Raw genomic sequence first — 12564 nt, forward strand, 5'->3', positions numbered from 1 at the left:
GCTTTCCGCACCCCACCCTTGCCCCGATGATCATGAGGTTAGCGGCAGTGAATCAGGACAAAACCACCGGCCAACCTCATGATCAACGGGGGGAAGGGCCGGAGGCCCGGGGTGGGTCAGGGGTGGGTGGTGGTTTGGATGGCTTCGGCGAAGACTTCGGAGCGGTGTTCGAAGTTGCGGAAGCGGCCGTAGCTGGGGGCGGCTGGGGAGAGGAGGACGACGCCGTTGGGTGGGGTCAGCTGGCGGGCCAGTTGGACGGCTTCGGTGAGGTCGTCCACCAGTTCGGTACGCACCTTGGGGAGGCCGGTCAGGGTTTGGATGATGCGGGGGCCGCTGTCCGGGATGCCGATGACGGTCAGTTCCCGCTCGGCCAGGTGCTCCCGCAGGGGGGTGTAGTCGACGCCTCGGTCGTTGCCCCCGACGATCACGGTCAACGGGCGGCCGTCGTACGCGTCGATGGCGTGCATGGCGGCGTACGGGCTGGTGGCCAGGGTGTCGTCGACGAAGGTCAGGCCGGAGGGGTCGACGATCTCGGTCAGCCGGTGGGCCAGGCCCTGAAACTCGGCCACCGCCACCGCCAGGGCGTCCTTGCGCCCGACGATGTCCACCCCCAGGGCGTCGAGCACCGCCAGGGCCACGCAGAGGTTGCCCTCGTTGTGCCGCCCGACCAGCGGCAGTACCGCCCGGGGGAACAGCGGCCGGTCGACCAGGTGGAACCAGGGTGTGCCGTCCGGCCCGGCGGCCACGTTCACCGAGTCGGCCGCGCCGGCCCGGATGACGGCCCGGTCGCCCAACTCGACCGCCAGTCGGGGGTCCGCGCCGTTGACCACCACGGTCTGCGGCCCGTACTGCAGCAGGTTGAGCTTGTCCCGGTAGTACTCCTGTTCGCCGCCGTGGGCGTCCAGGTGCTCCGGGAACAGGGCGGTGACCACGGCGACCCGGGGCGAGTCGGTCAGGTCGCTGCACTGGTAGCTGGACAGCTCCAGCACGTACAGCTCCGCCTCCGGCAGGTCCAGGGTCGGTACCCCGATGTTGCCGCCGAAGACGTTGGGGCGGTCCATCGCGTTCAGCAGGTGACTGATCAGGCTGGAGGTGGTGCTCTTGCCCTTGCTGCCGGTCACCCCCACGGTGCGTGCCGCGTGGTCGGCCATCCACAGGGCGGTGCCCTGGGTGATCGTGGCCCCCCGGCGGCGCAGCTCCACCAGCCAGGGATGGGTCTGCGGCACCCCCGGCGAGCGGACCACCACCTCGGCGGCGGCCAGCCGCTCGAAGCCCTCCTCGCCGGTGACCAGCGGGGCGGCCTCGGCCAGGGGCCCCTCCCAGGGCAGGGTGAGGAAGTTGGCGCTGTCGTCCACGGCGACCAGCTCCGCCGGCCCGTGGGCGGCGATCGCGATCACGGCGGCCCGGCCCTCCCGGCCGGCCCCCCAGACGGCGACGGAACGTCCGCGCAGGTCAGACAGGCGCACAGCTTCTCCTCGGGGGCGACGGCGGTGGAGCAGGGACACGGTACGGCGGAGCCGGGCACGGCCGGACGAACCAGGGCCTAGTATGGCGTGTGCCCAACACGCAACTGGCGCGGATGGACGCGTTCACCTTCCCGTCCTACTCGATCGACCTCTCCACCGGTGAGGCGCTGTTCGACTACGCGCTGACCGGCCCGGACGGCGAACAGCGGTTCACCGAGGTGATCACGCTGCCGGTGCCCGAGCAGTCCCCCTCGGATGCGGCCGTGGCGGCCCTCGGCCGGGTGCTGGAGCTGCTGCACGTGGTGGCCGGGGTCAGCTACTACAAGGCCGCCGCGCCGGGGCAGATCGTGCTGCCGGCGCCGCTCGGCCCGGCCGCCGCCGAGTTCGTCACCGCCGTCTACACCAAGGGCCTGGCGGAGTACGCCTACCGCAACCAGCTGCCGTACGTGCTGGAGTTGACCCCGCAGATCCCGCCCGGCCGGGTGCGCCCTCCCGCCGAGTACGACAACTCCGACCGGCGTCCGTTGTCGGCGGTCGGCGGTGGCAAGGACTCCATCGTCAGTCTGGAGGCCCTGCGTCGGGCCGGTCTGGACCCGGTGCCCTTCTCGGTCAACCCGAACCATGTGATCAAGGCGGTGAACGCCGCCTCCGGGCTCCCCGCGCTGGCGGCGCGGCGCCGCCTGGATCCGGTGCTGTTCGAGCTGAACGCGGCCGGGGCCCGCAACGGGCACATCCCGGTCACCGCGATCAACTCGCTGATCGCGGTCGCCACGGCGGTGCTGCACGGCCTGGGCCCGGTGGTGATGTCCAACGAGCGTTCGGCGTCGGATCCGAACCTGATCTGGAACGGTCACGAGATCAACCACCAGTGGTCGAAGGGGGTGGCAGCCGAGGGGCTGCTGCGGGGAGCCCTGGCAGAGCACGCCGGGCTGACCGAGCCGTACTTCTCGCTGCTGCGTCCGCTGTCGGAGCTGCACATCGCCCGACTGTTCGCCACCATCGACCGGTACGACGACGTGGTGACCAGTTGCAACGCCGCCTTCAAGCTGCGGGACGCCAGCGAACGCTGGTGCCGTGACTGCCCGAAGTGCCGGTTCGTCTTCCTGGCCCTGGCCCCGTTCATGTCCCGGGAGCGGATCACCCACATCTTCGGTGGTGACCTGCTCGCCGACCCCACCCAGATCCCGGGTTACCGGGAACTGCTCGGGGTGGACGGGCACAAGCCCTTCGAGTGTGTCGGTGAGGTGGAGGAGTCCGTGGTGGCGTTGAGCCTGCTGGCCCAGCAGCCGCACTGGCGGGACACTCCGGTGGTGACCGCCCTGGTCGCGGCCGTTCCGGACAGCGCCTGGGCCACCGCCGCCACCTCCGACACCTTCACCCCGGGCGGCGGCCCCTCTTACGTCCCGCCCGTCTACGCCAAGGCCCTGCACTCCCTGACCGGGTGAGTGTCAGGGGGCGCGGATGGCGTCCAGGGCCAGCAGGGCCACATGCAGGGAGAGGCAGGTGTCGACCGAGTCCAGGTCGGCGTCGAGGATGCGACTGATCCGGGCCAGCCGTTCGTAGAAGGCCGGCCGGGACAGGTGCGCCGCGGTGGCCGCCGCCGACTTGTTCCGCCCCTGCTCCAGGTACGCCCGCAGGGTGCCGAGCAGGTGCTCCCGGGGGTGCCGGGCGTCGTACGCCAGCAGGGCACCCAGCTCGCGTTCGACGAAGGTCTGCAGGCGCGGCTCGTCGCGCAGCAGGTGCAGCAGCCCGGCGAGCCCGACATGCGGCAGCCGGAAGATCGGCAGGTCCCGCCGGTCCCGCCGGGCCGCCTCGGCTACCTGCCGGGCCTCCATCAGGGATCGACCGGCCTCCCGCAGACTGCCCACCCCGGAACCGGCGGCGATGACCAGGCCCCCGCCGCCGGGGCGGCGCGGCTCGGGTAGGCGGAGGTCGGGGCGGGCGCGTCGCAGGGCGGCGGCGAAGGCCGTCAGGGCCCGATCCTCCGCCGCCGGGTCGGCCAGAGCCAGCAGCACCCCGACCGCCTGGTCGTCCATGGCGCTGGTCAGGCCGGTCAGGTTCGCCTCGCGCAGCGCCTGCCCGACCGTCTCGGCCAGGTCCCGCAGTCGGCCCGCCCCGGCATCGGCACCGGCCGACCCGGGCTCACCGGCCGGTTCGGTCGATGGGCCGTACTCCCCGGTCGGGTCGTCGCCGCGCGGCCGGACCACCACCCCGACCAGGTGCCGACGGTCCAGCACCAGCCCCAGCGCCCGGGCCCGCAGGGCCACCTCGTCGACCGGCCGGGTGCGGTCCATCAGGGCGGTGAGCAGGGTGCGGTGGATCTGCCGTACCCACCCTTCGGTGTCCCGGCGGATCAGTCGGCCCAGGGCCAGGGTGGACGCGGCCCGCTCCACCAGGATGGTCAGCCGGGTCGGCGGCACGGCCGGGCCGGGCCTCGGGTCCTCCGCCCCGTCCGGGTCGCCCTCCCCCGGCCCGTCAACCTCGACGCCACCCGGGCCGCTGAGGTGGACGCCGCCCGGCCAGCGCAGCAGCAGCCGACCCCAGTCCTCGCCCCGGGCGCCGACCATGGTGACCAGCCAGCCGCTGTCCGGGTCGTACGCCGTACGCCCGGTGGGTCGGATCCGTCGGGAGTGTTGCTCCCATCCGTCCAGCAGCAGTTCGGCGTTCTCCCCCGCCGGGTCGTAGGCGAGCACCTGGCGGGACAGGTTCTCCAGCACCACCGGGCAGCCGGACAGTTCGGCGGCCTGCCGGATCACCTCGTCCGGTTCGGCGCCCTCCACGGACAGGTCGGTGAACCGCTGGTGGATCTCCTCGGTGGCCCGCAACTCGGCTAGCTGGGCGTCCACGATCAGGGCGTGCACCGCCTCGGTGATCCGCACGAAGGGGGTGGCCCGGCGCAGTTCCACCAGGGGCAGGCCGTGTCGTCCGGCGGCGGCGGCCATCACCCTGGGTACCCCGGTCAGGTAGCGGCGGCCCAGTTCCACCACCAGTCCGGAGACGCCTACCCCGGCCAGGTCGGCGATGAAGGCCCGCAGTCCGGCGTCGTCGGCCGGCAACCCGATGCCGGTGGTGAGCACCAGTTCACCACCGCCCAGCAGGGTGGCGATGTCGGGTACCTCGGCCACGTGCACCCAGCGCACCGGTCGGTCCAAACCCACCTCTCCGGCTACCAGACGCGGGGCGCCACGGCGGACCGGGTCCAGGGCCAGGACCTCGCGTACGGTGGGGAACACCCGCGACACGTTACCGTCCGTGATTTGCCCTCCGATAACCGCAGGTCAGGTCAGAGGGGATCGTCGCGGCCGAGTTCCCAGCAGGCCACCGCGGTGGCGGCGGCGACATTCAACGAGTCGACACCGCGCCGCATCGGGATGACCACCCGCACGTCGCTGGCTTGCATCGCCGCCGTGGTCAGCCCGGCCCCCTCGGCACCCAGCAGCAGCGCGGCCCGGGCCCGCTGAGCCGGGGTCAGTCGCTGGATGGGCACCGCGTCCGGGGCCGGGGTCATCGCCAGCACGGTGAAACCGGCGTCGCGTACCTGGGCCAGCGCGGTCGGCCAGGGGTCCAGTTTCGCGTACGGCACCGCGAACACCTCCCCCATGCTGACCCGTACGCTGCGCCGGTAGAGGGGGTCGGCGCAGGACGGTGAGAGCAGCACGGCGTCCACCCCGAGCGCGGCGACCGCCCGGAAGATCGCGCCCAGATTGGTGTGATTGTTGACGTCTTCGAGGATGACCGCCCGGCGGGCGGTGGCCAGCACCTCGGCGGCCTCGGGCAGTGGTTTGCGCCGGAAGGAGGCGAGCACTCCCCGGTGCACATGGAAGCCGGTGGCCTCCCGCAGCACCTCGGGGGTGGCGGCGTACACCGGGGCCTCACCGGTGTCCAGGTCGGCGAGTTGGTCCACCCGCTTGGCGTCGACCAGGTACGACCGGGCCGGGTAGCCGGCCCGCAGGGCCCGGCGCAGCACCAACTCCCCCTCGGCGATGAACAGCCCATGCGGGGGCTCCCAACGGGTACGCAACTCCACGTCGGTCAGCGCGCGATAGTCGGCGATCCGCTCGTCGTCCGGCTCGGTGATCAGCTCCACCCGCCCGAGTGTAAGGAAGGGCCCCTTCTTAACGTCTGCGGTAGAGCAGGGGTCCCCTGTTAACAAGCAGCAGTCAGCCGCCGAGACGCGGCTCTGCCACAGCCGGATATGACCGGCCCGGTGTGCTGACCGCGATCAGGACAGCAGGGCCGGCCGCAGTTCCCCGCCGAGATTGATCCCACCTACCACCCGGTCGACGGTGGGGTCGTACACGTTGGTGGTGTTGTTCCGGCGCATCAGTTCCCGGACCGACTGCGGCAACGGCGGCGGATCCGGCCACGCCGCGTTGATCTGCTGCGCGGCAGAGATCAGCCGCAGGACCAGCTCGGCCCCGTTGGTGTCCGGCCGGACCCGGCCGTACTCCCAACCGGCGGTGACGAGGTCGAACAGCTCGAAGACCGAGGCCAGGACCGGCGCGGGGTCGGTGATCTTCACGACCCGGGCCGCGCGGTCGCCGATCACCGTGACCGCCGCGGCCACCTGCACGTACGGATGCAGGCCACCCGGCGGATCGAACAGCGGCCATCGCAGCGCCCGCCCGGCTTCCCGCCACAACGGACGGTAGTTGCGCCGATCGACCACCAACCGGTAACCGTTACGCCGGTGCAGGTCGGCGGCCTGAGCCTGGAGATCCGAGTGGGCCGCCTCGGCGACCTCACGCACGATCCGGATGGCTACCAGCAGACCGTCCTCATCGTCCAGCAGCTGCGTGATCGCCTTGATCTGGTCGTGCAGGCCGACCTGGACGCGGAGGCCGTACCGGTGCCGGACCTCTTCTAGCAGTGCCTCTTGTCGACCCGGATCGTGCTCGACCCGCCGCCCACCCAGCACACGCTGGAGCCACCCCATACAGCCTCGCTCCGCAGCCGTCTCAAGACGCGGCAATGTTAGCGTGCCGCCCCCCAGTGGACGGCCCCGGCACGACGCCCGCGCCCCAGCAGCGCCGACGCGCGCCGTATCGACGAAACGGCGGGGTCCGCGAGGGCCGGCGATCGCCGTTACGCCGTAACGGCGGGGTCCGCAGCCGTCGGACACCGCCGTTACGGCGAAACGGAGTCGATCACCCGACCGACCAGCCCGACCGACCAGCCCAGCCGACCAGGCCAGCCGACCAGCCCAGCGTCCCGGGCCACGCAGGCGGCGTGGCCCGGGACGTCGGTCAGGTCCGGGGTGGTCAGGCGAGGGTGCAGGTGGCGCCGTTGAGGGTGTACGAGGAGGGTCTCGCGGAGTTGCCGGTGTGGGTGGCCTGGAAGCCGATGGCCACCGAGGCACCCGGGGCGATGCTGCCGTTGTACGACACGTTGCGGGCGGTCACCTGTCCGGAGGTCGGCGAGTAGCTGGCGTTCCAGCCACCGGTGATGTTCTGCCCGCCCGGCAGGGTGAACACCAGGGACCAGCCGTTGATCGCGCTGCCACCGGTGTTGGTGATGGTGAGGTCCTGGGTCAGGCCGTTGTTCCAGGCGTTGACCGCCACGGCCACCCGGCAGGCGCCACCACCCGGGGGCGGGGTCGTCGGGCCGGGCGGCGGAGTGGTGGGGCCGGGCGGCGGGGTGGTGGGGTCCGGCGGCGGCGGGGTGCTGCTGCCGAACTGGGTGAAGAACCGCCAGGTCTCCGCCGGCAGCCAGGTGCGGGAGCCGCTGTCGCCGGGCGCCCCGTCCTGGGGTGCGGCGATGTGGCCCTCGTCGAAGGCGGCCCACACCACCGGGTAGCCGGCCGCGCAGCCGGAGTAGGTGGTGGTGCGGTGGGTCAGGCTGCCCTGGGAGGGCTCGGGCGGATTCTGCGGGGTGCAGCCGTTGTTGTTGACGAACCGGTCCCGCAGCGACCGTCCACCGGAGATGCCGAGGACGTTGTCCCGAATGCCGTGGGCGCCGAAGTAGGCGATCCGACCGTTGCCGCCGCTGCATCCGCTGATCAGGCCACCGGCGTACACGGCCACCGCCCGGAACACGTTGGGTCGGGCGCAGGCCAGGGCGTAGCTCATCCCGCCGCCCCAGCTGAAGCCCAGGGCGAAGCGTTGGGTGGTCTCCACGCAGAGGTTCGCCTCCACCTGCCGCAGCAGGTCGTCGACGAAGGTCACGTCCTCGCCGCCGGAGTTGGCCCAGCCGGCGTTGAGCCCCTGCGGGGCCACGAAGATGGTGCTGTTGTCGGCCAGTTGCCGCAGCCCGTAGTACGACCAGGCGTCCCGCTGCACCGTCTGCCCGGTGTCCACGTCGACGGCCGAGCCGCCGCGCCAGTGGAAGCCGAGCACCAGCCGGTAGGGGTGGTTGTTGTTGTAGTTGGCCGGGATCCGCAGGATGTAGCTACGGCTCTTGCCGTTGCTCTGGATCGTGTGGGTGCCGCTGTTGAGCCCGGGGGCCCGACCGCAGCCCGCCGTGGCCGCCTGGGTGCCGACCTCGGTGGTCGAGGCGGTCGCGCTGGGGCCGGTGGCCATCGCCACCCCGCCCACGCTCAGCACGAGCAACGCCGCGAGGGCGGCGGGCCCGAAGATCGATCTGGATCTCACCATCTTGTTGCTCCATCTCGCGTCGCAACGGACGCGCGGAAGGTGCCACTGCACCGTGGGTGTCTCGCCCACTCGCCGGGATCCCGGACCGGCGGGGACGCGTCGAGTGTGTGCCCGGCTCCCGCTCGGAAGGTATCGTGTGAGCGATAACATATCAAGACATTTGGATGTCTTGAGTCGACGGACCGGTGGCGATCAGGCCAGGAAATCCGGCGGCACCTGGGCGGTCAGCCAGACCCCGTTGGCGGCCCGGTAGAAGACCAGGCCGACACGGTGCATACCGGCGGCGTCGACCCGCAGCACGACCGGTTCGCCCCGGCGGGCACCGACCCGGGCCGCGGTCTCCGCGTCCGCAGACAGATGCACATGGGTACGCTCACCCGGCGCCAGTCCCTCGACACGGATGCGGGGCAGGAAACGGGCCACCGTACCGTGATAGAGCACCTGCGGCGGCACCTGCGGTGCCAGTTGCAGGTCCACCGCGACGCTGTGGCCCTGGGCGGCCCGGATCCGACCCGCGCGGATCTCGAAACGTTGCTTGTCGGTACCGGTGACCAGGTGGTCCAGCAACTCCACGGTGACCGGTCGACCGTGCCGGGCCAACGCGGCCAGCAGCTCCTGCACCGCCACCCAGCCGGCCTCGTCCAGGGTGATCCCGACCGCCTCCGGGCGATGCCGCAGCACGTACGCCAGGAACCTGCTCGTCGAGGTGAGCCGCCCGGTCACCGGGGTGCCCGCTCGGCCACCGGCGGGAACTGGCCCAAAAAGTCGCCCACCAGCTCTGCACGGGGAAGCCGCCAGGTGGCCCAGTAACGGATCTGCGGCAGGCCGTGGATCGGCACGGCACGCAGCCCGTCGGGCAGTTCGACACACCCGTTGACCACGGTGGCGCCGACCCCCAACCCGGCCAGGTGCACCAGCAGGTCCCAGCCGTCCACCTCGGCGGCGACCTGCCACCGTACGCCCGCGTCGAGCAGGGCCCGGGTCAGCGCCCGCCGGTGCGGTCGGTCGGCCGGGGGTACCACCAGGTCCAGACCGTCCAGGTCGCGCAGCCGGACCGCCCGACGCTCCGCCAGGGGGTGTCGCTCGTCGACCACGAGCACCTGCCGGTACGCGGCGATCTGGGTAGCCTCGACCTGCCGGGTAGGCGGATCGTGGGCGATGACCGCCAGATCGGCCCGCCCTGCGCGCAGGGCCGCCAGCGCGGCATCCCGGTCGGCGGTGATCACATTGACCCGACGTCCCTGCCGGCCCACCTGCCGGATCGCCTCGCCGATCACCCAACGCAGCGCGCCCCGACCTGCCGCGATGGTCAGGGTGGGGGTCGAATCGTGGTGCAGTTCCCGCAGGAACTCGTCGGCCCGCCGCCGACAATCCAGGGCGTACGCGGCCAGGCGCTCCCCGGCGGCGGTCAGGCTGAGCCGCCGACCCTCGCGTTCGTACAGCTCCACGTCGAGGGCCGTGGCCAGCTTGCGGATCTTCACATGCAGGGCGGGTTGGCTGATGTGCAGCGCCGCCGCGGCGGTCGTGAAGTTGCGGTGCTCGGCGAAGACCGCGAACGACCGGAGGGCGTCGGCCTCCAGCAACTCCCGCCCAGTCATAACGCCACACTATAGATGGGCGAAAGAACAATAGTTCTGCGTACGCCCGATGCCGCCGATGCTGGGCCACATGAACGCGCACCTTCCCCGACTCGGCATCGACATCGGCCGGGTCATCATCGACGGCTCCGCCCATCCCAGCGGCGACGACACCGCCTTCTTCAGCGGCGACGAGGCGGCCATGCTGGCCACCCCCGAGGTACCCGAGGCGGTGGCGACCATCGCCCGACTGGTCCCCCACTTCGACGGCCGGGTCTGGCTGATCTCCAAGTGCGGCCCCCGGGTGCAGGCCCGTACCCTGCGCTGGCTGGCCGCGCACGACTTCTACACCCGCACCGGGGTCGACCCCCGGCAGGTCCGGTTCTGCCGGGCTCGGGCCGACAAGCGGTCCCACTGCCTGGACCTGACCCTCACCCACTTCGTCGACGACCATCCCGAGGTGCACGCCGCGATCCAGGGCACCGTCGAGCACCAGTACTTCTTCGGCCCCCAGCGCCGCCCGGTCCCCGACTACGGTCACCCCACACCCACCTGGGCGGAGGTCGAACGCCTGATCATCGACTCCCTCCAGGCCCCGGACCACGCGGCGATCCCCAGCCGAGGAACCGGTTGAACAGGCTCGTCGGGTCCGGGCCGTCGTGCGGGTTGAGGTGGTACAGATCGCGCATGGCCTCGTACATCAGCCCGGCCAGGTAGATCGACAGGCCGGTGCGGTTGTGGGCGTACTCCGTGTGCAGCAACAGCCGCGCGGTGGCACACGGCCACGGCTGCCCGCAGGCCCGGCAGCACCACATCGGACGCAGCGGGGTGTGCGGCGGGTCCGCGCCGACCCGCCGAGGACGATCCGGGTACGGCCCACGGCCCGCCCCCGGCAACCGCGTGGTGATCACCTATGACCTCCCAGGGCCGGCATCTTTGGGTGCGTTTCTTGTCGCCCTGGCAGCAACAAACGCACCCAGAGCGAGCGATGGAACCGGGGCCACCCCGACGCGGGGGGGGGGGGGGGGGGGAAGGCGCGGGGCGGCCCCGGGGCAGAACCCGCCCCGTCCCTGCTGGATGGGAGCGGATCCGCTTACGTGACAGTCTGCTGATCACACCGCTACCCTCGGAACGCATCGAGCCTGACCGCGGTGACACTGCGTGGATCACGGCCACCACTCGGCGACAGTTGGCGATCTTGACGAGGCCCCTGGGGGTGCGGTGGAAGGTGAACAGAGCGTGGATCTGATCCGGGTCCAGCTACGCAAGCAGCGGGCCCTGGCCGGCATGAACCAGGAGGAGTTCGGCAAACGCACGAACTACTCCGCCTCCACAGTGTCCGCCGTGGAGACCGGCACCCGCCCGGTGGACCTGCCCTACGCCCGCCGCGCGGACGAGATCCTGGAAACCGGCGGTCTCTTCGAGTCTCTGCTGCGTACCGCCCAGCAGGACAGCCAACCCGCCTGGTTCATGCCCTGGCTGAAAGCCGAACGCGCCGCCAAACAACTGCGCTACTTCAATCCGACCCTGATTCCGGGTCTCTTTCAGACCGAGAACTACGCGCGGGCGGTGCTGCGGTTTGACGACACCTGCCCCGAGCAGGAGATCGAGCAGCAGGTGGCGGCCCGACTGGAACGCCAGGAGATCCTGCGCCGCGAGCGCCCACCTCAGGTCTTCGCGGTGATCGACGAGGCGGCGCTACGCCGCACCAACGCCATCATGGCCGAGCAACTGGCGCATCTGCTGCGGATGACCGAGCTACCGCACGTCCACATCCACATCATCCCGGCCCGCACCGGCCTGCACGTCGGCCTGGACGGGCCACTGCTGCTCGCCATGCTGCCCGACGGCACCTGGATCGGGCACCTGGACAGCCAGCTCGGCGGCGAGGCGGCTGACACCGACGAGAAGGTGCTTAAGCTTCTCGGCAAATGGGAGGGTGTGCGGACGGTCGCCCTTCCCGAAGACCTCTCCATCGACCTCATCAAGGAAGTTGAGAGCCAGCATGGACCTCAGTGACGCCCGTTGGCGGAAGGCCACCCGCAGCAATTCCTCCGGCGGAGACTGTGTCGAGGTGGCTGACAATCTGGTGGGCGTGGTTGCCGTACGCGACAGCAAGGACCCGGCCGGGCCGGTGCTCGCCTTCGACCCCACCGCCTGGCGGTCCTTCCTCGAACTGGCCAAACGGCACTGACCGGTACCGCAGATCAGCCTAGTCAGACACGACCGACCCGGCCAGGCGCGAGAAGCCTGGCCGGGTCGTTGTCGTTGCGGGTGGCCTGGACGAGCGTCGTCACCTAGGCCGGGGCGTACCGTATCACCGCCGCTCCGGAGGCCAACTCGGACCGGCCGACCAGCTTCAGGTCGACATGTTTCGCCAGCCCCTCGAACAGTCGCGGCCCGCGACCCGCGATCCGGGGATGCACCACGAACTCGTACTCGTCGATCAGCCCCAGCTCGGCCAGGGTCGTCGGAAGCTGCACCCCGGAGACGAACACCCCGCCGGGGCACCGCTCCTTGATCTGCTCTACGGCGGTACGCAGATCTCCCCGCACCAGCTCGGCGTTCCAGTCGACCCGCTCCAGGGTGCTCGACACGACGTACTTCTTCGCCGCGTCGATGGTCCGTGCGAAGGGTTCCGTCCACTCCGGCCTGGACACCGCCGCAGCGGACGGCCGCCACGCCTGCTCCATCATCTCGTAGATCACCCGACCGAACAGCAGGGCATCGGCCCGGGTGAGGTTCTCCATGTGGTGGCGGTGCAGTTCCTCGTCGGGTTCCACCGCCAGGTGATCGCTGCATCCGTCCACCGTGAGATTGATGGAGTACCGCAGAGGTCCCATTCTCAGGCCGCCCAATCGCGTGTCGTCGTGGTCATGATCTCCGGGGGACTCACCCTGGTGGACCAGCTACCACGTGCTGCCCGGG

Annotated in this window: 13 protein-coding genes; 4 read left to right on the forward strand and 9 right to left on the reverse strand. The window is 71.2% G+C overall.

The genetic code is table 11. The features are described 5' to 3' along the window. Nucleotides 1-116 precede the first annotated feature (116 nt). A complete protein-coding gene (gene murD, locus ACGFIK_RS06775) occupies nucleotides 117-1466 on the reverse strand; it encodes a UDP-N-acetylmuramoyl-L-alanine--D-glutamate ligase (protein ID WP_393338124.1) in 1350 nt (449 codons plus the stop codon). A gap of 89 nt (nucleotides 1467-1555) precedes the next feature. Here murD and ACGFIK_RS06780 point away from each other — a divergent pair, with 89 nt between their 5' ends. Then, entirely contained in the window at nucleotides 1556-2911 is a 1356-nt protein-coding gene (locus tag ACGFIK_RS06780; RefSeq protein WP_393338127.1) for a hypothetical protein, read from the forward strand. 3 nt (nucleotides 2912-2914) lie between these two features. Here the strand turns inward: ACGFIK_RS06780 and ACGFIK_RS06785 are convergent, their stop codons facing one another. The 6 genes from ACGFIK_RS06785 to ACGFIK_RS06810 all read right to left on the reverse strand — a co-directional run bounded on the left by ACGFIK_RS06785 (nucleotide 2915) and on the right by ACGFIK_RS06810 (nucleotide 9657). Then, a complete protein-coding gene (locus ACGFIK_RS06785) occupies nucleotides 2915-4735 on the reverse strand; it encodes a PucR family transcriptional regulator (protein ID WP_393338542.1) in 1821 nt (606 codons plus the stop codon). Between the two features lie 14 nt (nucleotides 4736-4749). Then, nucleotides 4750-5553: an RNA methyltransferase gene (locus ACGFIK_RS06790; protein ID WP_327025067.1), complete on the reverse strand. Its 804-nt coding sequence runs from the start codon at nucleotides 5551-5553 to the stop codon at nucleotides 4750-4752. A 135-nt stretch (nucleotides 5554-5688) separates the two neighbouring features. Continuing rightward, a complete protein-coding gene (locus ACGFIK_RS06795) occupies nucleotides 5689-6402 on the reverse strand; it encodes a hypothetical protein (protein WP_393338130.1) in 714 nt (237 codons plus the stop codon). Nucleotides 6403-6727: 325 nt separating this feature from the next. Further along, the gene (locus ACGFIK_RS06800) at nucleotides 6728-8059 is read right to left on the reverse strand and encodes a cellulose binding domain-containing protein (RefSeq protein ID WP_393338133.1); all 1332 of its coding nucleotides are present in this window, start codon (nucleotides 8057-8059) and stop codon (nucleotides 6728-6730) included. A gap of 192 nt (nucleotides 8060-8251) precedes the next feature. Beyond that, entirely contained in the window at nucleotides 8252-8782 is a 531-nt protein-coding gene (locus tag ACGFIK_RS06805) for an RNA 2'-phosphotransferase (RefSeq protein ID WP_327025065.1), read from the reverse strand. Continuing rightward, on the reverse strand, nucleotides 8779-9657 hold the full coding sequence (locus tag ACGFIK_RS06810; RefSeq protein ID WP_327025064.1) for a LysR family transcriptional regulator: 879 nt from the start codon (nucleotides 9655-9657) through the stop codon (nucleotides 8779-8781). Before ACGFIK_RS06810 ends, ACGFIK_RS06805 begins: the two co-directional genes overlap by 4 nt. A gap of 70 nt (nucleotides 9658-9727) precedes the next feature. On the opposite strand from ACGFIK_RS06810, the gene ACGFIK_RS06815 reads away from it, so the two are divergent. Beyond that, nucleotides 9728-10270: a hypothetical protein gene (locus ACGFIK_RS06815; protein ID WP_327025063.1), complete on the forward strand. Its 543-nt coding sequence runs from the start codon at nucleotides 9728-9730 to the stop codon at nucleotides 10268-10270. Here the strand turns inward: ACGFIK_RS06815 and ACGFIK_RS06820 are convergent. Beyond that, on the reverse strand, nucleotides 10212-10547 hold the full coding sequence (locus ACGFIK_RS06820; RefSeq protein WP_327025062.1) for a hypothetical protein: 336 nt from the start codon (nucleotides 10545-10547) through the stop codon (nucleotides 10212-10214). The genes ACGFIK_RS06815 and ACGFIK_RS06820 overlap by 59 nt on opposite strands. 310 nt (nucleotides 10548-10857) lie before the next feature. Here ACGFIK_RS06820 and ACGFIK_RS06825 point away from each other — a divergent pair, with 310 nt between their 5' ends. Next, nucleotides 10858-11655 (forward strand): helix-turn-helix transcriptional regulator, encoded by a 798-nt coding sequence (locus ACGFIK_RS06825; RefSeq protein WP_327025061.1) that lies wholly within the window; start codon nucleotides 10858-10860, stop codon nucleotides 11653-11655. Further along, nucleotides 11642-11830 (forward strand): DUF397 domain-containing protein, encoded by a 189-nt coding sequence (locus ACGFIK_RS06830; RefSeq protein ID WP_327025060.1) that lies wholly within the window; start codon nucleotides 11642-11644, stop codon nucleotides 11828-11830. The genes ACGFIK_RS06825 and ACGFIK_RS06830 overlap by 14 nt, the downstream gene beginning before the upstream one ends. A gap of 103 nt (nucleotides 11831-11933) precedes the next feature. On the opposite strand, the gene ACGFIK_RS06835 is transcribed toward ACGFIK_RS06830, so the two are convergent. Further along, on the reverse strand, nucleotides 11934-12479 hold the full coding sequence (locus tag ACGFIK_RS06835; RefSeq protein WP_327025059.1) for a dihydrofolate reductase family protein: 546 nt from the start codon (nucleotides 12477-12479) through the stop codon (nucleotides 11934-11936). Between the last annotated feature and the right edge of the window lie 85 nt (nucleotides 12480-12564).

The sequence above is a fragment of the Micromonospora sp. NPDC048871 genome (assembly GCF_043198155.1).
Lineage (GTDB): Bacteria > Actinomycetota > Actinomycetes > Mycobacteriales > Micromonosporaceae > Micromonospora.

What these genes read in the sequence shown, in the direction of transcription:
- ACGFIK_RS06795 (WP_393338130.1), bottom strand. Translation starts at nt 6,402, where the DNA reads ATGGGGTGGCTCCAGCGTGTGCTGGGTGGGCGGCGGGTCGAGCACGAT.
- ACGFIK_RS06800 (WP_393338133.1), bottom strand. Translation starts at nt 8,059, where the DNA reads ATGGTGAGATCCAGATCGATCTTCGGGCCCGCCGCCCTCGCGGCGTTG.
- ACGFIK_RS06810 (WP_327025064.1), bottom strand. Translation starts at nt 9,657, where the DNA reads ATGACTGGGCGGGAGTTGCTGGAGGCCGACGCCCTCCGGTCGTTCGCG.
- ACGFIK_RS06815 (WP_327025063.1), top strand. Translation starts at nt 9,728, where the DNA reads ATGAACGCGCACCTTCCCCGACTCGGCATCGACATCGGCCGGGTCATC.
- ACGFIK_RS06830 (WP_327025060.1), top strand. Translation starts at nt 11,642, where the DNA reads ATGGACCTCAGTGACGCCCGTTGGCGGAAGGCCACCCGCAGCAATTCC.
- ACGFIK_RS06835 (WP_327025059.1), bottom strand. Translation starts at nt 12,479, where the DNA reads ATGGGACCTCTGCGGTACTCCATCAATCTCACGGTGGACGGATGCAGC.